Here is a 16,523-nt window from a genome sequence, read left to right as displayed (position 1 = left end):
GGCGCCCTCCCCCGTGCGTTCAGCCCGCCCGCGGCCAGCTGCGCACGTCGACGAAACGACCGGCGATCGCCGCCGCCGCCGCCATGGCGGGAGAGACGAGGTGCGTGCGGCCCTTGAAGCCCTGCCGGCCCTCGAAATTGCGGTTCGAGGTGGAGGCGCAGCGCTCCTCCGGGCCGAGCTTGTCGGCGTTCATGGCCAGGCACATGGAGCAACCCGGCTCGCGCCAGTCGAAGCCCGCCGCCTTGAAGATGGCGTCCAGCCCCTCGGCCTCGGCCTGCAGCTTCACCAGCCCCGAACCCGGCACGATCATGCCGGAGACACCTTCGCGCACCTTGTGGCCGCGCACGATGGACGCGGCGGCACGCAGATCCTCGATGCGGGCATTGGTGCAGGAGCCGATGAACACCTTGTCGATGGCGATATCGGTGATCTTCGTGCCGGCGGTGAGGCCCATATAGGCCAGCGCGCGCTTCTTCGCCTCGCGCTTGTCGGCGTCGTGGATCAGTTCGGGATCGGGCACGGTGCCTTCCACCGAGATCACGTCTTCCGGACTGGTGCCCCAGGAGACGATGGGCGGCAGGGCAGCGCCGTCGAGGCGGATCTCCTTGTCGAAGAAGGCGCCGTCATCGGTGCGCAGCGTGTCCCAATAGCGCAGCGCCGCGTCCCAGGCGGCGCCCTTCGGCGCGCGCGGGCGATCCTTCACATAGGCATAGGTGGTCTCGTCGGGCGCCACCATGCCGGCGCGGGCCCCGCCCTCGATCGACATGTTGCAGACCGTCATGCGGCCTTCCATGGTGAGGTTGCGGAAGACCTCGCCGGCATATTCGATGACATAGCCGGTGCCGCCGGCAGTGCCGGTGGCGCCGATGATGGCGAGCGTCACGTCCTTGGCGGTCACGCCCTCGGGCAGCCGGCCATCCACCAGCACCCGCATGTTCTTGCTCTTCTTCTGGATCAGCGTCTGGGTGGCGAGCACATGCTCGACCTCCGACGTGCCGATGCCATGGGCGAGCGCGCCGAATGCACCGTGCGTCGAGGTGTGGCTGTCGCCGCAGACGATGGTGGTGCCGGGCAGGGTGAAGCCCTGCTCCGGGCCGATGACGTGGACGATGCCCTGGCGCTTGTCGAGCTCGTTGAAATACTCGACGCCGAATTCGCGGGCGTTCGCGGCCAGCGTCTCCACCTGGGTGCGACTCTCGGGATCGTCGATGCCGAAGCGGCGGTCGGTGGTCGGGACGTTATGGTCGACCACGGCCAGTGTCTTCGACGGCGCGTGCACGCGGCGGCCGGCCACGCGCAGCCCCTCGAAGGCCTGCGGGCTGGTGACCTCATGCACCAGATGCCGGTCGATATAGAGGAGGCAGGTGCCGTCCTCCTGGCGGTCGATGACGTGGTCGTCGAAAATCTTGTCGTACAGGGTACGGGGAGCGGACGTGCTCATGCTGGGCGTCTCATGCGAAGAGGAAAACAGGGGCGGGCAGCAGCGCGGCCGGGAGCACGAAGCCGGAAGGCGGCTCCGGGCGGCGCTCAGCTAAGCCCGGCGACCGCGCAGGCGGTGAAGCGTCCGAAAAAGCGCGCCGGGAGGCGGACATGGTCCGGCACGGCGGCGAAACCGATGGTGGTCGGCAGGCGGCGGCGGGCCTCCGGGCGCGCGGCACCGGGCGCCGGCGAGGTCGCCGCGCCGCAAGCAGCCGTGATCGAGAAGCCGTGCGCCATCATGGAACCCTTCTAGCAAGTCTCGGCGCGGCAAACAATCGCTGCCACCCTCCCCACCCGGAAGGCCGCTGCACGAGGGCGTGAAGGCAAGCAGCTGGCCGAAATATTGGAATAATGTATTCCAAAGTAAACTGCGGCATTTAGTGCGGAAACCGCGTCATCTCTCGCCGATTATGTTCGAGGTGGCGTAGCGTCATGCATGGCGTTAAGCTGATTCGGGGAAGGGAGGGGATGATGCGCCTGTCCGATATCGCCTTGATCGCCGCGACATTCGCCACTTTCGCCGCTGTGGAAGCCGGCAATCGCGTGGAAATGCGGCCGCAGGAAGTGGCAAAGATCCAGCACCCGCAATTGATTACCTGCCCGCTGCGCAAGCCCGACTTCGCCACTGTCATGCAGGCCGCAATGCTCGGCGACGGCACACTGCTGGTCGAGCAGCAGACCAACACCCGCGTCGCCCATATCAAGGACTGCTGACGCGCGCCGGCACACTCTTCCGTAACGGTATGCTCCTCTGGACAGGGTCGGGAGGCGGTGGCAGATCTCGTTCCTCGTTGCGAACGAGGTCCATGCGATGCTCAGGCTTTTCCTGCTTCTGCTGGCGCTTGCGGCGGCGCCGGCGACCGCCCGCAGCAGCGATCTCCCCGAGGGCTTCGTGCGGCTGCACAGCCTCGCCCCCACCATCCGCCATGAGATGCGCTATGCCGGCAGCCACAATTTCGTCGGCCGCCCGATCTCCGGCTACGACGCGCCGGACTGCGTTCTGACCCGCCCGGCGGCCGAGGCGCTGGCTGCCGCCGCGCGGGAACTGGCGCCGGTGGGCCTCGGCCTAAAGGTCTATGATTGCTACCGCCCGGCGCGGGCTGTCGCCGCCTTTGTTGCCTGGGCGAAGGACCTGTCCGACGAGACGATGAAGCCGGAATTCTATCCCCGCGTGCCCAAGAGCGAGCTTTTCGCCCGTGGCTACATTGCTGAGCAGTCCGGCCACAGCCGGGGCAGCACCGTCGATCTCGCGCTGGTGAGGCTAGAGCAGGCGCCCGCCAATGCTTGGAGGCCCGGCGACCCGCTGGCCGATTGCGCCCTCCCCGCCGGCCAGCGCTACGCTGACGCGACACTCGATTTCGGCACCGGCTATGATTGTTTCGATGTGAAAGCGCATCATGGCGCCGCCGGCATCACGGCGGAGGCCACCGCCAATCGCGAGAGGCTGAAGGCGCTGATGCAGCGGCACGGCTTCACGCCCTATGCCGAAGAATGGTGGCACTACACGCTGGCGGACGAGCCTTTCCCCGACACTTATTTCGATTTTCCCGTCACGGCCGCGCGCTGAACGGCACCCGGCACGGGCCAAATGAAAAGGGCGGCCGAAGCCGCCCTGAACGTCCTTCAGCGCCCGGCCGAAGCCGGAGCCCGCCTCACTCGGCTGCGACCGGGGCAGCGCCCTTCTTGCGGCTACCGGCGTTCTTGTCCTGGCGCTCGGCAATACGGGCCGACTTGCCGCGACGGTCGCGCAGGTAATAGAGCTTGGCGCGGCGCACCTTGCCGCGACGGACAACCTTCAGGCTGTCGATGTTCGGGGAGTAGAGCGGGAACACGCGCTCGACGCCTTCGCCGTAGGAAATCTTGCGGACGGTGAAGCTCTCATTGATGCCGCCGCCATTGCGGGCGATCACGACGCCCTCATAGGCCTGCACGCGGGTGCGCTCGCCTTCCTTCACCTTCACATTGACGATGACGGTATCGCCCGGCTGGAAATCGGGGATGGCGCGCACTTCGGCCAGCTTGGCAGCCTGCTCGATGTCGAGCTCGCGGATAATATCGACCATTTCTATCACCTCAGGCAGGATCGACCGTGGCACGTCAGGCCCGGCGCCCGCATCTTGCTGTTGTCAGTTGGTAGTGACGGCGCGCCCTATACGCGAAACGCGCGGGTTTGTCATTCCCCCTTCGTCGCAGAACCGTCATGCGCGGCGCGATACGCCGCCCACAGGTCCGGGCGGCGGGCGCGGGTGGCCACCTCTGCCTGCTCGCGCCGCCAGCGGGCGACCTTGGCATGGTCGCCACCGGTGAGAATGGCGGGGATCTCCATGCCCTCGAAGCTCTGCGGGCGGGTATATTGCGGGTATTCCAGCAGGCCGGCGGAAAAACTCTCCTCCGTGCCGGATTCGGGATGCCCCATCACCCCCGGCAGCAGCCGCACGCAGGCATCGAGCAGCACCAGCGCGCCGACCTCGCCGCCCGAAAGCACGACATCGCCGACCGATACTTCTTCCAGCCCGCGCGCGGCGACGAGGCGGTCGTCGACCCCCTCGAAGCGGCCGCAGACGATGACGACTCCTTCGCCGGCGCTCAGCTCGCGCACGCGCTTCTGCGTCAGCGGTGTCCCGCGCGGCGTCATCAGCAGGCGCGGACGGGTGTCGCCCTCCGGCGCGGCGGCGTCCACCGCGCGGGCGAGCACATCGACCCGCATCACCATGCCCGGCCCGCCGCCGGCCGGCGTGTCGTCGACCGAGCGGTGGCGGTCGGTGGCGTGGTCACGCGGATCGACCGTCTCCAGCGCCCAGCCGCCCTGCGCCAGAGCGCGGCCGGCCAGCGACAGGCCGAGCGGGCCGGGAAACATGTCGGGGAAGATGGTGAGAACCGAGGCGCGCCACATGAGCGGGCCCCTAACCCTGGTCCGCCTCAGGCGGCGGGGCTTCCTCGCGCACCCATTCGCCGGGATCGACGACAAGCCGGCCGGCCTTGAGGTCAACCTTCGGCACCACGGCCTTGGTGAAGGGTAGCATCAGCGTCTTGCCACCCGCTTCCGGCGCGATTTCCAGAATGTCGCCGGCGCCGAAATCATGCACCGCCAATACTTTGCCGAAGGGCGCGCCTTCTAGTGTCTCGGCGGCGAGGCCGATCAGGTCGGCATGGTAGAAATCGTCTTCCTCCTCCGGCTCGGGAAGGAGGTCGCGGGCGACGAACACACCTTGATTGGTCAGCGCCTCCGCCGCCTCGCGGGTGTCGACGCCCTCCAGCCGGGCGACGAAATGTTCCTTCGCCGGCCGCAGCGTCTTGATGCGGAACACGCGGGTGCCGGCCTCGTCGGTCAGCGGCGCATAATCCTGCAGCGAAGACGGGTCTTCGGCGAAGATGAACAGCCGCACCTCGCCGCGCACACCGTGCGGCGCGCCGATACGGGCGAGGAGAATGCGTTCCTGGGGCATGGGGTGCGCTCTGAAATGACCGTCGTTCGAGGCTCGCCCCGAAAGAGGCTCAAGCGGGGCGGCGCAAGGCCGCCCCGCCCAAACTCACTCCGCCGAAGCGGCGGCAGCGGCGGCGGCTTCGGCAGCCTTGGCGGCCTCGGCGGCGCGCTCCTGCGCCTTCTTGCCGGGGACGGCCTTGTTCGGGTTGTTGCGCGGAGAGCGCTTCACCAGTTCGAGGCTGTCGAGGAAGCGGGCGACGCGGTCGGTCGGCTGGGCGCCCTTGGCGAGCCAGGCCTTGGCCTTCTCGGTGTCGAGGGTGAAGCGGTCGGCGGCATCCTTGGGCTTCAGCGGATCGAAGGTGCCAATCTTCTCGATGAAGCGGCCATCGCGCGGGGAGCGCGAATCGGCGACGACGATGCGGTAATAGGGACGCTTCTTGGCGCCGCCACGGGCGAGACGGATCTTGAGGGACATGCGGGTCTTCCTTTCAGCAGGTTTGTTCGGTTCGTCGGTTGGTTGGCCGCATCCCGGATGATGAAGGCGGAGCGAACGGAGATCCGGGATCGCTGACCGCCACGCGGAGAACGATCCCGGATCGCCGCCTGCGGCGCCGTCCGGGATGACAGGCTGGATTCAAGGCACGTCGTTCGTCACTTCTTCTTCCCCGGGAAGCCCGGCAGGCCCGGAAGCCCGCCCGGCTTGGTTCCCAGCCCCGGCAGCCCGCCCGGCAGGCCGGGCATGTTGCCGGGGAAATTCGGTGGCAGACCACCACCGGGCAGGCCGCCCGGCATCTTCTCGGCCATCTGCTTCAATTGCTCGGGGCTTGGCATGCCGCTGCCCCCGCCGAGGCCGAACATGGAGGCGAGCCCGGCCATCGGGCCGCGCTTGGCGCCGGGGGCGCCCATCGCCTTCATCATGTCCGCCATCTGGCGGTGCATCTTCATCAGCCGGTTGACATCCTCGACCTTGGTGCCCGAGCCGGCGGCGATGCGCTTGCGGCGGGAGGCGTCGAGCAGCTTGGGATTGCGCCGCTCCTTCTTGGTCATCGAATCGATGATCGCCTTCTGCCGCTTCAGCACGCCGTCATTCATGCCGGAGGCGGCGAGCTGGTTCTTCATCTTGCCGACGCCGGGCAGCATGCCCATCAGCCCGCCAAGACCACCGAGCTTCTCCATCTGGTCGAGCTGCATGCGCAGGTCGTTGAGGTCGAACTGCCCCTTGCGCATGCGCTCGGCGGCGGCCATCGCCTTCTCGGCGTCGAGATTCTCGACCGCCTTTTCAACGAGCGAGACCACATCGCCCATGCCGAGGATGCGGCCGGCGACGCGGCGGGGATCGAAATCCTCCAGCGCGTCCATCTTTTCGCCGGTGCCGAGCAGCTTGATCGGCTTGCCGGTGACGGCGCGCATGGAAAGGGCGGCACCGCCGCGCCCGTCGCCATCGGCGCGGGTCAGCACGATGCCGGTAAGACCGACGCGGGCGTCGAACGCCTTGGCGGTGTTCACCGCGTCCTGGCCGGTGAGGCTGTCGGCGACGAGCAGCACTTCGTGCGGCTTCGTCGCGGCCTTCACCTCGGCCACTTCCGCCATCAGCGCCTCGTCAAGGGTGACGCGGCCGGCGGTGTCGAGCATCACCACGTCATAGCCGCCGAGGCGGGCGGCTTCCATGGCGCGGCGGGCGATCTGCACGGCGGACTGACCGGCGACGATCGGCAGGGTAGCGACGCCGACCTGGGTGCCGAGCGTGGCCAGCTGCTCCATCGCCGCCGGGCGGCGGGTGTCGAGCGAGGCCATCAGCACCTTGCGGTTGCCGCGCTCGGTCAGGCGCTTGGCGATCTTGGCGGTCGAGGTCGTCTTGCCCGAGCCCTGCAGGCCGACCATCAGCACCGGCACCGGCGGCGCGGCGTCGAGGTCGATCGCCTTGGCGTCGGAACCGAGCATGGCGACGAGCTCGTCATTGACGATCTTCACCACCATCTGGCCGGGGGTGACCGACTTAATCACCTCGGCACCGACCGCGCGCGTCCTCACTTTGTCGGTGAAGGAGCGCACCACGTCGAGCGCCACGTCGGCCTCGATCAGAGCCCGGCGCACCTCGCGCATGGCCTCGTTCACGTCGGCCTCGGTGAGGGCGCCGCGTCGTTTCAGCCGGTCGAGTATGCCGCCAAGGCGGTCGGTCAATGAATCGAACATGCGTTCGCTCCGGTGCTTTCCCACAGCTCACAGCGCAATGCCGAACGGCGCCCGAGGGCGCAAAGCGCTGTCGGGCGTTGACCTCCGGTCTCGGGGACCGGGCGGCGGATCGGCTCGCGGGTTCTGCGAGGATGCCGGCTTGGTAAGCGCCGCCCGCCGCCAAGTCAAGTTTTGACGGCCCTTTGCGGGAGAGTACGGAGGTCACAGCCTCGTAACAGCGCCATCCTATAGCGTGCCCATCCTCGCGAGGAACCCGGTCATGACCCACGACACCGCCCCCCTCCCCGCCATCAGCGAGAGCGCCGCCGATGACTGCGCTGCCCTGTTCGAGACGCTGCTCTCACTGCGCGCGGCGGTGATCGAGGAAGCCGCCCCACTCATCGAGCGATTCCGGCGCGAGGCCGGCCGCGAGGATGCCGCGCTGGACAACCTCGCCTATTATCTCGCCCTGCGCCGTCATGAACTTCGCCCGCTGCAGCGGCAGCTGATGCGGCGCGGCCTGTCCTCGCTCGGACGGCTGGAAAGCCGGGTGCTGCCGACGCTCGACGCCGTGCTGGCGGCGCTCGCGGCGCTGGCCGGCCGGGCCACCCCCTTCGCCACGCCGGACGAAGCCGCCTTCTTCGCCGGCGAAGCCCGGCTCGACGCCGCGGCCGTGGCGAGCCTCGGCCCGGAGCGGGCGGGGCGCTACACCCGCATCATGGTCACCCTGCCCGGTGAGGCGGCGGACGATCCGGCGTTCATCCTCGCGCTGGCGCGGGCCGGCATGGATGTCGCCCGCATCAACTGCGCTCATGACGCGCCAGAGGCGTGGCGTCGCATGGCCGAACATGTGCGCGTGGCAGGCGAGGCGGTGGGACGCCCCATCGCCGTGCTGATGGACATTGCCGGCCCGAAGATCCGGACCGGCGCCGTGCTGCCGATGCGCAAGGGCAAGCCTTCCGGCCGACTTCTGCCGGGCGACACGCTGCGCCTGGTCGCCGAGGGTGAACCGCGCGTGGACGAGGCCGCGCTGTTCAGCGCCGCCGTCTCGTTGCCCGAGATCGTCACCCGTCTCGCGGTCGGCCACCGCGTGCGCTACGACGACGGCAAGGTGGAAGCGGTGGTCGAGAGCGTGCGCGAGGACGAGGCGATCCTGCGCATTCTCCATACCCGCCCCGGCGGCACCAAGCTCAAGCCCGAGAAGGGCATCAACCTGCCCGACACCGCGCTCGGCCTCTCGCCTCTCACCGACAAGGACGACGCCGATCTCGCCACCGTCATCGAATGCGCCGATCTCATCGGCTATTCCTTCGTCAGCCGGCCGGAAGATCTCGATCTGCTCGACGCCGCCATCGCCCGCCATGGCACGGGGCGCGAGCGCCCGCTCGGCCTGATGGCCAAGATCGAGCGCCCGGAGGCGGTGCGCAACCTGCCCGATCTGATCGCCCGTGCCGCCCGCTTCGGCCATTTCAGCGTGATGATCGCGCGCGGCGACCTCGCCGCCGAAATCGGCTTCGAGCGGCTTGCCGAAATGCAGGAGGAACTACTGTGGATCTGCGAGGCCGCGGCCGTTCCGTCGATCTGGGCGACGCAGGTGCTGGAGGATCTGGTGCGCGACGGCATTCCCTCGCGCGGCGAAATGACGGATGCCGCCATGGCCGCCCGCGCCGAATGTGTGATGCTCAACAAGGGCCCGGCGGTGGTGGAAGCGGTCCAGCTGCTCGACCGGCTGCTCGGCCGCATGGCCGACCATCTCGACAAGAAGACCCCGACCCTGCGGGCGCTGCGTTCCTGGTAACCGCGCCACTCCCGCTGCCGCGCTCATTGTCCCACGAGATAGTGGGCGCCCCATTCCGAGGTAGGGATCGCCGCGCCGAGCGTGTAGTGGAAGCTGGTCACGTCGAGACCGTCATGCGCGGTCTCGCATTCATAGGCGATGTGATACCAGGTGCCACCCGAGCGCACCGCCGCGCCCGGTGCCTTGATCTTCCACCCCTTCACGACAGGGTCGCGATAGGCATAGGCGACGAGTTCGTCCGGGCGCAGACCCTTGCCCGCCCGCTGAACCTCGCCCATCGCCCGCGTGTTGCACACCTGCTCGATCCGCTCCGAGGGCTCCAGCTGCATCATCTCGTCCTGGGTCGAGCGCGCCTGCGCACTGGAGAGGGCGCCGACCGGCAGCGCGACAAGCGCGAGCAGAAGGGCAGCGGGGGCAGCGGCGATGTGCGGCATAAGCGCTCGAATCCTGTTCGGTCGACGATGCTCCCCTTCAATAGCGCAGATTTGGCGATGCTATGGCGTTCTATCCGCATTTCGACAGGGCGCCTGCGAGTTGCCGAGCGCCAAGCGGGAGATTAGAACCGCCCCATGGCGCTGATGGACCTTGCCAACCCCACCCGTTTCCTCGCCCTCTCCGGGCGCGTGCTTCCATGGCTGAGCGGCCTCGCCCTCGCGACGCTGGCGATCGGCTTCGTGCTCGCCTTCCGCGCCCCGGCCGATTACCAGCAGGGCGAGACGGTGAAGATCATGTACATCCACGTGCCTTTCGCGTGGCTGGCCATGTTCGGCTATTCCATGCTGGCAGTCTCCGCGCTCGGCATCCTCGTCTGGCGGCACCCGCTGGCGGATGTGGCGCACAAGGCGATGGCGCCGATCGGCGCAGTGTTCGCCTTTCTCTGCCTGTTCACCGGCTCGCTCTGGGGCCGGCCGATGTGGGGCACCTATTGGGTGTGGGACGCGCGCCTCACCTCCATGCTGGTGCTGCTGCTGCTGTATCTAGGCCTCCTGGCGCTGCGCTCGGCGATCGAGGACCCCAATCAGGCGGGTCGAGCGGCGGCGGTGCTCTCGCTGGTCGGCTTCGTCAACGTGCCGATCGTCAAATTCTCGGTCGACTGGTGGAACACGCTGCACCAGCCGGCCTCGGTGTTCCGCATGGACGGGCCGACCATCCATTCCAGCCTGCTCTGGCCGCTGCTGATCTGCGCGCTCGGCTTCACCCTGCTGATGCTGGCGCTGCACATGGCGGCGATGCGCAACGAGATCTACCGCCGCCGCCTGCGCGTGCTGGAAGCGCGTGCCGCCGCCGAGGCCGCCCATGCGTGAGGCCTCCTGAATGTTCGGCGAGCACGGCTTTTTCATCCTCGCCTGCTATGGCGTGAGCGCCCTCGCCCTTGGCGGGCTGGCGCTGTGGATCGTCCTCGACGGCCGCGCCGTGCGCCGGCGGCTGGATGAGATGGAGGCGCGCGGGGTACGCCGCCGCTCGGCGGGACGGAGCGACGCATGAGCACGCCCCCGGACACCCCGAACGCGCCCCCGGCCGCACGGTCCGGTCGCCGGCTGCTGGTGCTTTTGCCCCTCGTCGCCTTCCTGGCGCTGGCCGGGCTGTTCTATGGGCGGCTGTTCTCGGGCGATCCCTCGCGCGTGCCCTCGGCGCTGATCGGCCGGCCCGCGCCCACCCTGGACCTGCCGCCGCTGGAGGGCCTGACCCGCGACGGCCAGCCGGTGCCCGGCCTCGCCTCGGCCGGGCTCAAAGGCGAGGTCACGGTGCTGAACGTCTTCGCCTCCTGGTGCGTGCCCTGCCGCGACGAGCACCCGTTCCTGGTCGAGCTGTCGCAGATGCCCGGCTTCCGTCTCGTCGGGCTGAACTACAAGGACGATGCCGGCAATGCCCGCCGCTTCCTCGGCCGCTTCGGCAATCCCTATGCCGCCGTCGGCGTCGACGCCAATGGACGCGCCGCCATCGACTGGGGCGTCTATGGCGTGCCGGAAACCTTCGTCATCGGCAAGGACGGGCGCATCGCCTACAAGTTCATCGGCCCGCTCGACGCGGACGGGTTGAAGACGCGGCTGCTGCCGGAAATCGCCAAGGCGCAGAAAGCGCCTTAGAGACCGATCTAAACTATTGATAGAGCACGCTCAGTTCCGCTCGTCCGGCAAAACCGGCAGCGGCAGGATCTCGATCTCGTCCTCGATCAGCGCACGCACCTCGTCCGGCGTCGCCGCGCCGCGAATGGCCCGCTTCTCCTCCTCGCCCTCATGCATGCGGCGGGCAAGGGTGGCGAAGTCGTCGCCGACATCGACCGAATTGGCGATCACATGCGCACGCACCGCGCGCAGCATGGCGCGCAGCTGCTGCTCCTTCTCCGACACCAGCGCGACCGGCTGCGGGGCGGGCACCGCCACCTCCGCCGGCTCGGCAGCGGTCGCTTCGGCGGCCGGCTCGACAATGGATTTGCGCGTTCCGCGGCCGAGTGCCGGCGCCATCAGCGCCTTCTCCACCTCGGCGGAGCCACAGACCGGGCAGGTGACCAGTCCCCTCGCCCGCTGCGCATCATAGGCGGCCGAGTCGCGGAACCAGCTCTCGAAGTCATGGTCCGCAGCGCAGCACAGGCGGTAGAGGATCATGCCGCGCCACCCGGCACGAGATGCAGCCGACTCTGGTCGGCCGGCATCACCAGCTCGAAGCGCCGGCCATTCGACAGCGAGGGAATGCGCCCGCGCACCGCGGCCACCTGAGCGGGGTCGATCTCGGCGGCGATGATGCCGGGTTCGCTGCCACCCTCGGCGAGAATCGTGCCCCAGGGGTCGATGATGAGGCTGTGGCCGAAGGTCTTGCGGCCATTCTCATGCGTGCCGCCCTGAGCGGCGGCGAGCACGAAACAGCCGGTCTCGATCGCCCGCGCGCGCTGGAGAATGTGCCAATGCGCCTCGCCGGTGGACTGGGTGAACGCCGCCGGCGTGGCGATCATGCCCGCGCCCGCTTCCGCCAGCGCGCGGAACAGCGCGGGAAAGCGCAGGTCGTAGCAGATGGTGAGGCCGAGCCGGATCTGCGGCAGATCGGCGACGATGGCAAGCTCGCCCGGCCGGTAGGCGGCGGATTCGCGGTATACGTCGCCATTGGGCAAGTCGACATCGAACATGTGGATCTTGTCGTAACGGGCCGAGATCGTGCCGTCCGGGCCGAGGAGATAGGAACGGTTGGCCGCGCGGTGTTCGCTCGCCCGCACCGCCAGCGACCCGATATGCAGATGCACCTTCAGTTCAGCCGCCAGCGCGCGGAAGGCGGCCAGCGCCGGGTCGTCCTCTTCCGTGTGCAGCACCTTGAACAGCGCCTCGCGGTTCTCCTCCATCGTGCCGGTCATTTCCGGCGTCTGGATGTAGGTCGCCCCCTCCGCCGCGGCCTGGCGGACCAAGGCCGAGGCCGCCGCGATATTGGCGGCAACGCTCTTTTCCGTCCGCATCTGGATGAGGGCCGCGCGAAACGGGGCACCCAGCGGCGGGGTGCCGGGCATGGAGGCGTGGTCGGAAGAGGTCATGATCGCGGTCTCGTTCAGCTTGCCAGCAGCGCGTCCAGTTCGCCTGCTTCCTCAAGCGCATAAAGGTCGTCGCAGCCGCCGACATGCCGCCCGTCGATGAAGATCTGCGGCACGCTGGTGCGCCCATTGGCGCGGGTCGACATGGCCGAGCGCGCCACCGGATCCCCGGTGACATTGAGTTCGGAGAAATCCACGCCCTTGCGGCCCAGCGGCGACTTGGCCGCATGGCAATAGGGGCAGCTCGACGTGGTGTAAATTTCGATCTTCGCCATCGGCCTGTCCTAACCGTCAGCCGCCGGCGCGGCCGTGATCCTGGTCGCTCATGATATGGGCGCGTCCGCCTCGTCAGCAACCCGGGCAAACACCAGAACGTCCACCTGTCCCGCCCCGGCGCGCTGCAGCGCCTTGACGCAGGCGTCGATGGTCGCCCCGGTCGTGAGCACGTCATCGACCAGAACCAGCCGCCGGCCGCGCAAGTCGCCCTTCGCCATGTCGGGCACGGCGAAGGCGCCCTGCACATTGCGCGCCCGCGCCGCCCGGTCGAGCCCCACCTGCGGCAGCGTCGCGCGGCGCCGCTCCAGCCAGCCCGCGCGCACCGGCAGGCCCGTCTCGCGGCCGATGACCCCGGCCAGTGCCGCCGACTGGTTGAACCGCCGCCGCCACAGCCGCAGCCGATGCAACGGCACGGGCACCAGCGCCTGTGCATCAGCCAGAATGTCCGCGCCCGCGCGCGCCATCATCCGCCCCATCGGGGGAGCGACATCCAGCCGGTCGGCATATTTCAGCGCATGAATCAGGTCTCGCGCCACCTCGCCGAACGCCGCCACCGCCCGCGCCCTGCCATAGGCCGGCGGCGCCTCGCGGGCCGCGGCGGAGATCAGCCGCCCCTCCCCGCAGCCATAAGGCAGGGGCGTACCGAGACGGTCGCAGATCGGCGGCGCGATGAAGGCAAGCCGACTCCAGCACGCACCGCACAGGCAGCCCGGCGCGTCCACCGCCGCGCGGCAGGCCATGCAGCCCGGCGGCAGGGCGACATCGACCAGCCCGCCCCATAGCCGCCGCGCCAGGCCGCGCAGCCGCGTGGCCAAGGCCGGCGGCAATGCCTCGGCCTCACCGTCAGGCGCGGACCATGGCTCCGGAAGCGGTGTCATGGTGGTAGATTAGCACGGCTTCGGTTTCCTTGCCCGTTGCCTCACCGCTTTTGGCCGCGCCCTGCCTTTGACCTCTCCAGTCCACCGCCCTATGGCTCTCATCCGAGGAGCCCCCGCATGCCCGCTGCCCCGACCACCGCCGCGTCGATGAACGTGTTCGACCCCGTCGCCCTGGCCCAACGCCGTCAACGCGCCCTCGCGCTGGGCCCCGAGACGTTCCTGCTCGACCGGGTGGCGGAGGATCTCCTTGACCGGCTGGGCGCGGTGAAGCGGCGCTTCGGCAATGTGGCCGATCTCGGCACCCCCACCCGCGCCCTTCGCGACGCGCTGGCCGCCTCGGGCATGGTCGAGACTTATAAGGCGTTCGGCCCTGTCGAGCGGGCCGATGTCGATGTGATCACCGACCCGGAAATCCTGCCCTTCGCGCCGGCGTCGCTCGATCTCGTCGTTTCCGCCCTCGCGCTGCAAAGCGTCAACGATCTGCCCGGGGTGCTGGCGCAGATCCGCCGGGCGCTGAAGCCCGACGGTCTGCTGCTCGCCGGTTTCCTCGGCGGCGGCACGCTCAATGAGCTGCGCGAGGCCTTCACCATCGCCGAGAGCGACACGCTGGGCGGCATTTCCCCACGCGTCGCGCCTTTCGTTGATCTGCGCGACCTCGGCGGGCTGCTGCAGCGTGCTGGCCTCGCTTTGCCCGTCACCGATGTGGACCGCGTGGTGGTGCGCTATGGCGACCCGCTGGCCCTGCTGCAAGATCTGCGCCGCATGGGCGCGGCCAACCCGCTCGTCGACCGGCGTCGGGCGCCGCTTTTGAAAAAGACGCTGGTGCGGCTGTTCGAGGTCTATGCCGAGCGCTTCGCCGATCCGGATGGGCGCCTGCGCGCCACCTTCGAGATCGTGTGGATTTCCGGCTGGGCGCCGCATGAGAGCCAGCAGAAGCCGCTGCGGCCCGGCTCCGCCAAGACCCGGCTGGCGGATGCGCTCAAGGTGCCCGAAGGAAGACTGCCGGGCGAAGGATAGAGCGCGCCCGCCTGATCGCTACCGCGCCGGCCCCAGCAGATCCAGCAGCACCGGGATCAGCGGCTCGTCGGCCGGCGGCATGGGATAGTCGCGCAGCGCCCCCGGCTTCACCCAGGCGAGGCGCTGGCCTTCGCGGCCCTGCGCCTCTCCTTCCCAGCGACGGCAGATCCACAGCGGCATCAGCAGTTGGAAGGTCTCATAAGTGTGGCTGGCGAAGGAGAGCGGCGCGAGGCAAGGCTCCTTGACCGTGATGCCCAGTTCCTCGGCAAGTTCCCGGATCAGGCACTCCTCCGGCCGCTCGCCGGGCTCCACCTTGCCGCCGGGAAACTCCCACAGCCCGGCGAGCGATTTGCCCGCCGGCCGCTCGGTCAGCAGCACGCGGCCATCGACATCGACGAGTGCAGCGGCGGCGACGAGGACGAGTTTCATGGCGTTCGTCCTTCTCCGCTCACGAGCGGTAATCGCCGTTGATGGCGACATATTCCTTGGTGAGGTCGCAGGTCATCACCCGGTCCGACCCGCGCCCGAGGCCGAGATCGACGGTGATGTCGATCACGTCGTTTTTCATATACGCCGAGACCTCGGCCTCGTCATAGGCCGGGTCGCGGGCGCCTTCATGCGCCACGCGGATGGCGCCGAAGGAGATGGAGAGCCGGTCGCGCTCCGCCGGCTCGCCAGCCTTGCCCACCGCCATGACGATGCGACCCCAATTGGCGTCTTCGCCGGCCACCGCCGTCTTCACCAGCGGCGAATTGGCGATGGACATGGCGATGCGCCGGGCGGAACGCTTGGAGGTCGCGCCGGTGACATGGATCTTCACCAGCTTGCGCGCGCCTTCGCCATCGCGCGCCACCTGCTCGGCGAGATCCGCCAGCACGCCGGTGAGCGCCTTGCGGAAGCGGGCGAGGCGCGGGTCCTTGGCGTCATCGATGCGCGGCGCCCCCGAGGCGCCGGTGGCGAACAGCATCAGCGTGTCCGAGGTCGAGGTGTCGCCGTCGATGGTGACGGCGTTGAAGCTGTCCACCACCCCTTTGGAGAGCAGGGCCTGCAGCGCCGGCGCCTCGATGGCGGCATCGGTGAAGACGAAGGAGAGCATGGTCGCCATGTCAGGCGCGATCATGCCGGCGCCCTTGGCGATGCCGGCGATAGTGACGTCCACGCCATCAATCTTCACCTTGGCGGTGGCCAGCTTGGGGAAGGTGTCGGTGGTCATGATCGCCTTGGCCGGCTCGATCCAGGGCAGCGGCGCGAGGCGCGTGGCGGTTTCCTCTAGCACGCCCTCGAACTTGGTCGCGTCCAACGGCTCGCCGATGACGCCGGTGGAGGCGAGATAGATTTCCTCCTCGCGGCAGCCGAGCGCCTTGGCCGCGATCTTTGCGGTGAGGGCGGTCGATTCCCGGCCCTTGGCGCCGGTGAAGGCATTGGCATTGCCGGAATTCACCACCAGCGCCCGCGCCGTGCCGTGCGGGAGATTGGCGCGGCACCACTCGACCGGCGCCGACGGGCATTTGGAACGGGTGAACACCCCGGCCACCGTAGTGCCTTCGTCGAGCGTCAGCAGCAGCACATCGGTACGGCCCTTATAGCGGATCCCCGCCTCGGCGGTGGCGAAGCGCACCCCGGCAACCGGGCCGAGCTCAGGCGTGGTCTTGGGGGCGAGCGGAGAGACGGAAGCAGCGTGGGCCATCGGCGGGAACTCGATCGCGGGAAAGGGCCGCACGGGTGTGCCCGAGATGCGCAACATCCGCAAGACGATGGGTGGCGGTCACGCTCGAACCCGTCATGCCGAATGGCGGGGCTCGCTCATGTCGGCGGCATCCCGCGCGCCGGAGAGTCTGGGTCAACGACATCTTCAGACTCTGTGACACCCGACATCATCCGCGCGCTGGCGGCGCGGGGGTGGAGCGCCAGCCCTGGGGTGTAGCACTCGGCAGTCCACGGCGAGCGGGCCCTCGGGTTGTTTTG

General features: G+C 68.9%; 21 protein-coding genes. 7 read left to right on the top strand and 14 right to left on the bottom strand.

Translation table 11 applies throughout. The features are described 5' to 3' along the window. Positions 1–19 precede the first annotated feature (19 nt). Positions 20–1,441: a 3-isopropylmalate dehydratase large subunit gene (gene leuC, locus ACO07Z_RS17760; protein WP_421699915.1), complete on the bottom strand. Its 1,422-nt coding sequence runs from the start codon at positions 1,439–1,441 to the stop codon at positions 20–22. A gap of 86 nt (positions 1,442–1,527) precedes the next feature. Further along, positions 1,528–1,719 carry a hypothetical protein gene (locus tag ACO07Z_RS17755; RefSeq protein ID WP_421699914.1) on the bottom strand — a complete coding sequence of 64 codons (192 nt, stop codon included), beginning with the start codon at positions 1,717–1,719 and terminating at the stop codon, positions 1,528–1,530. Between the two features lie 228 nt (positions 1,720–1,947). Here ACO07Z_RS17755 and ACO07Z_RS17750 point away from each other — a divergent pair, with 228 nt between their 5' ends. Further along, the gene (locus tag ACO07Z_RS17750; protein ID WP_421699913.1) at positions 1,948–2,193 is read left to right on the top strand and encodes a hypothetical protein; all 246 of its coding nucleotides are present in this window, start codon (positions 1,948–1,950) and stop codon (positions 2,191–2,193) included. A 97-nt stretch (positions 2,194–2,290) separates the two neighbouring features. Then, positions 2,291–3,046, top strand: a complete 756-nt coding sequence (locus ACO07Z_RS17745; protein ID WP_421699912.1) for a M15 family metallopeptidase — start codon at positions 2,291–2,293, stop codon at positions 3,044–3,046. A gap of 85 nt (positions 3,047–3,131) precedes the next feature. On the opposite strand, the gene rplS is transcribed toward ACO07Z_RS17745, so the two are convergent. The 5 genes from rplS to ffh all read right to left on the bottom strand — a co-directional run bounded on the left by rplS (position 3,132) and on the right by ffh (position 7,096). Continuing rightward, complete coding sequence (gene rplS / locus ACO07Z_RS17740; protein WP_244375146.1) at positions 3,132–3,542, bottom strand: 50S ribosomal protein L19; 411 nt, start codon at positions 3,540–3,542, stop codon at positions 3,132–3,134. A 110-nt stretch (positions 3,543–3,652) separates the two neighbouring features. Further along, complete coding sequence (gene trmD, locus ACO07Z_RS17735) at positions 3,653–4,372, bottom strand: tRNA (guanosine(37)-N1)-methyltransferase TrmD (RefSeq protein WP_421699911.1); 720 nt, start codon at positions 4,370–4,372, stop codon at positions 3,653–3,655. Between the two features lie 10 nt (positions 4,373–4,382). Continuing rightward, the gene (gene rimM / locus ACO07Z_RS17730) at positions 4,383–4,925 is read right to left on the bottom strand and encodes a ribosome maturation factor RimM (RefSeq protein WP_421699910.1); all 543 of its coding nucleotides are present in this window, start codon (positions 4,923–4,925) and stop codon (positions 4,383–4,385) included. Between the two features lie 84 nt (positions 4,926–5,009). Further along, positions 5,010–5,378, bottom strand: coding sequence for a 30S ribosomal protein S16 (gene rpsP / locus ACO07Z_RS17725; protein WP_244375143.1), 369 nt, complete (start codon positions 5,376–5,378; stop codon positions 5,010–5,012). A gap of 176 nt (positions 5,379–5,554) precedes the next feature. Continuing rightward, on the bottom strand, positions 5,555–7,096 hold the full coding sequence (ffh, locus tag ACO07Z_RS17720; protein ID WP_421699909.1) for a signal recognition particle protein: 1,542 nt from the start codon (positions 7,094–7,096) through the stop codon (positions 5,555–5,557). A gap of 259 nt (positions 7,097–7,355) precedes the next feature. On the opposite strand from ffh, the gene ACO07Z_RS17715 reads away from it, so the two are divergent. Next, a complete protein-coding gene (locus ACO07Z_RS17715) occupies positions 7,356–8,873 on the top strand; it encodes a pyruvate kinase (RefSeq protein ID WP_421699908.1) in 1,518 nt (505 codons plus the stop codon). A 23-nt stretch (positions 8,874–8,896) separates the two neighbouring features. Here the strand turns inward: ACO07Z_RS17715 and ACO07Z_RS17710 are convergent, their stop codons facing one another. Then, positions 8,897–9,307 carry a DUF930 domain-containing protein gene (locus tag ACO07Z_RS17710; RefSeq protein ID WP_244375140.1) on the bottom strand — a complete coding sequence of 137 codons (411 nt, stop codon included), beginning with the start codon at positions 9,305–9,307 and terminating at the stop codon, positions 8,897–8,899. A gap of 135 nt (positions 9,308–9,442) precedes the next feature. Between ACO07Z_RS17710 and ACO07Z_RS17705 the strand changes: the two genes are divergently transcribed. The 3 genes from ACO07Z_RS17705 to ACO07Z_RS17695 are packed head-to-tail and all read left to right on the top strand — an operon-like array spanning position 9,443 to position 10,960. Continuing rightward, a complete protein-coding gene (locus tag ACO07Z_RS17705; protein ID WP_421699907.1) occupies positions 9,443–10,177 on the top strand; it encodes a heme ABC transporter permease in 735 nt (244 codons plus the stop codon). A gap of 10 nt (positions 10,178–10,187) precedes the next feature. Continuing rightward, positions 10,188–10,358: a heme exporter protein CcmD gene (ccmD, locus tag ACO07Z_RS17700; RefSeq protein WP_421699906.1), complete on the top strand. Its 171-nt coding sequence runs from the start codon at positions 10,188–10,190 to the stop codon at positions 10,356–10,358. After that, on the top strand, positions 10,355–10,960 hold the full coding sequence (locus ACO07Z_RS17695) for a DsbE family thiol:disulfide interchange protein (RefSeq protein WP_421699905.1): 606 nt from the start codon (positions 10,355–10,357) through the stop codon (positions 10,958–10,960). Before ccmD ends, ACO07Z_RS17695 begins: the two co-directional genes overlap by 4 nt. A gap of 30 nt (positions 10,961–10,990) precedes the next feature. Here the strand turns inward: ACO07Z_RS17695 and ACO07Z_RS17690 are convergent, their stop codons facing one another. From ACO07Z_RS17690 to ACO07Z_RS17675, 4 genes are read right to left on the bottom strand one after another with little or no spacing between them, the layout of a single operon-like run. Next, on the bottom strand, positions 10,991–11,479 hold the full coding sequence (locus ACO07Z_RS17690) for a DUF1178 family protein (RefSeq protein ID WP_421699904.1): 489 nt from the start codon (positions 11,477–11,479) through the stop codon (positions 10,991–10,993). Then, positions 11,476–12,390, bottom strand: a complete 915-nt coding sequence (locus ACO07Z_RS17685; protein WP_421699903.1) for a carbon-nitrogen hydrolase family protein — start codon at positions 12,388–12,390, stop codon at positions 11,476–11,478. Before ACO07Z_RS17685 ends, ACO07Z_RS17690 begins: the two co-directional genes overlap by 4 nt. 14 nt (positions 12,391–12,404) lie before the next feature. After that, positions 12,405–12,662, bottom strand: coding sequence for a glutaredoxin 3 (grxC, locus tag ACO07Z_RS17680; protein ID WP_421699902.1), 258 nt, complete (start codon positions 12,660–12,662; stop codon positions 12,405–12,407). Between the two features lie 48 nt (positions 12,663–12,710). Then, positions 12,711–13,541 carry a ComF family protein gene (locus ACO07Z_RS17675; protein WP_421699901.1) on the bottom strand — a complete coding sequence of 277 codons (831 nt, stop codon included), beginning with the start codon at positions 13,539–13,541 and terminating at the stop codon, positions 12,711–12,713. A gap of 117 nt (positions 13,542–13,658) precedes the next feature. Here ACO07Z_RS17675 and ACO07Z_RS17670 point away from each other — a divergent pair, with 117 nt between their 5' ends. Then, positions 13,659–14,558: a methyltransferase domain-containing protein gene (locus tag ACO07Z_RS17670; RefSeq protein WP_421699900.1), complete on the top strand. Its 900-nt coding sequence runs from the start codon at positions 13,659–13,661 to the stop codon at positions 14,556–14,558. Between the two features lie 18 nt (positions 14,559–14,576). On the opposite strand, the gene mutT is transcribed toward ACO07Z_RS17670, so the two are convergent. After that, positions 14,577–14,987 carry an 8-oxo-dGTP diphosphatase MutT gene (mutT, locus tag ACO07Z_RS17665; RefSeq protein WP_421699899.1) on the bottom strand — a complete coding sequence of 137 codons (411 nt, stop codon included), beginning with the start codon at positions 14,985–14,987 and terminating at the stop codon, positions 14,577–14,579. Between the two features lie 19 nt (positions 14,988–15,006). Continuing rightward, a complete protein-coding gene (gene argJ / locus ACO07Z_RS17660) occupies positions 15,007–16,245 on the bottom strand; it encodes a bifunctional glutamate N-acetyltransferase/amino-acid acetyltransferase ArgJ (RefSeq protein ID WP_421699898.1) in 1,239 nt (412 codons plus the stop codon). Positions 16,246–16,523: the final 278 nt, after the last annotated feature.

The organism is Ancylobacter sp. (assembly GCF_965229075.1).
Lineage (GTDB): Bacteria > Pseudomonadota > Alphaproteobacteria > Rhizobiales > Xanthobacteraceae > Ancylobacter.
This window is presented reverse-complemented; position numbering and strand designations above follow the sequence as displayed.

Excerpts from the sequence above, each read along its gene's own strand:
- leuC (WP_421699915.1), bottom strand. The coding sequence starts at position 1,441 with ATGAGCACGTCCGCTCCCCGTACCCTGTACGACAAGATTTTCGACGAC.
- ACO07Z_RS17755 (WP_421699914.1), bottom strand. The coding sequence starts at position 1,719 with ATGATGGCGCACGGCTTCTCGATCACGGCTGCTTGCGGCGCGGCGACC.
- ACO07Z_RS17750 (WP_421699913.1), top strand. The coding sequence starts at position 1,948 with ATGATGCGCCTGTCCGATATCGCCTTGATCGCCGCGACATTCGCCACT.
- ACO07Z_RS17745 (WP_421699912.1), top strand. The coding sequence starts at position 2,291 with ATGCTCAGGCTTTTCCTGCTTCTGCTGGCGCTTGCGGCGGCGCCGGCG.
- rplS (WP_244375146.1), bottom strand. The coding sequence starts at position 3,542 with ATGGTCGATATTATCCGCGAGCTCGACATCGAGCAGGCTGCCAAGCTG.
- trmD (WP_421699911.1), bottom strand. The coding sequence starts at position 4,372 with ATGTGGCGCGCCTCGGTTCTCACCATCTTCCCCGACATGTTTCCCGGC.
- rimM (WP_421699910.1), bottom strand. The coding sequence starts at position 4,925 with ATGCCCCAGGAACGCATTCTCCTCGCCCGTATCGGCGCGCCGCACGGT.
- rpsP (WP_244375143.1), bottom strand. The coding sequence starts at position 5,378 with ATGTCCCTCAAGATCCGTCTCGCCCGTGGCGGCGCCAAGAAGCGTCCC.
- ffh (WP_421699909.1), bottom strand. The coding sequence starts at position 7,096 with ATGTTCGATTCATTGACCGACCGCCTTGGCGGCATACTCGACCGGCTG.
- ACO07Z_RS17715 (WP_421699908.1), top strand. The coding sequence starts at position 7,356 with ATGACCCACGACACCGCCCCCCTCCCCGCCATCAGCGAGAGCGCCGCC.
- ACO07Z_RS17710 (WP_244375140.1), bottom strand. The coding sequence starts at position 9,307 with ATGCCGCACATCGCCGCTGCCCCCGCTGCCCTTCTGCTCGCGCTTGTC.
- ACO07Z_RS17705 (WP_421699907.1), top strand. The coding sequence starts at position 9,443 with ATGGCGCTGATGGACCTTGCCAACCCCACCCGTTTCCTCGCCCTCTCC.
- ccmD (WP_421699906.1), top strand. The coding sequence starts at position 10,188 with ATGTTCGGCGAGCACGGCTTTTTCATCCTCGCCTGCTATGGCGTGAGC.
- ACO07Z_RS17695 (WP_421699905.1), top strand. The coding sequence starts at position 10,355 with ATGAGCACGCCCCCGGACACCCCGAACGCGCCCCCGGCCGCACGGTCC.
- ACO07Z_RS17690 (WP_421699904.1), bottom strand. The coding sequence starts at position 11,479 with ATGATCCTCTACCGCCTGTGCTGCGCTGCGGACCATGACTTCGAGAGC.
- ACO07Z_RS17685 (WP_421699903.1), bottom strand. The coding sequence starts at position 12,390 with ATGACCTCTTCCGACCACGCCTCCATGCCCGGCACCCCGCCGCTGGGT.
- grxC (WP_421699902.1), bottom strand. The coding sequence starts at position 12,662 with ATGGCGAAGATCGAAATTTACACCACGTCGAGCTGCCCCTATTGCCAT.
- ACO07Z_RS17675 (WP_421699901.1), bottom strand. The coding sequence starts at position 13,541 with ATGACACCGCTTCCGGAGCCATGGTCCGCGCCTGACGGTGAGGCCGAG.
- ACO07Z_RS17670 (WP_421699900.1), top strand. The coding sequence starts at position 13,659 with ATGCCCGCTGCCCCGACCACCGCCGCGTCGATGAACGTGTTCGACCCC.
- mutT (WP_421699899.1), bottom strand. The coding sequence starts at position 14,987 with ATGAAACTCGTCCTCGTCGCCGCCGCTGCACTCGTCGATGTCGATGGC.
- argJ (WP_421699898.1), bottom strand. The coding sequence starts at position 16,245 with ATGGCCCACGCTGCTTCCGTCTCTCCGCTCGCCCCCAAGACCACGCCT.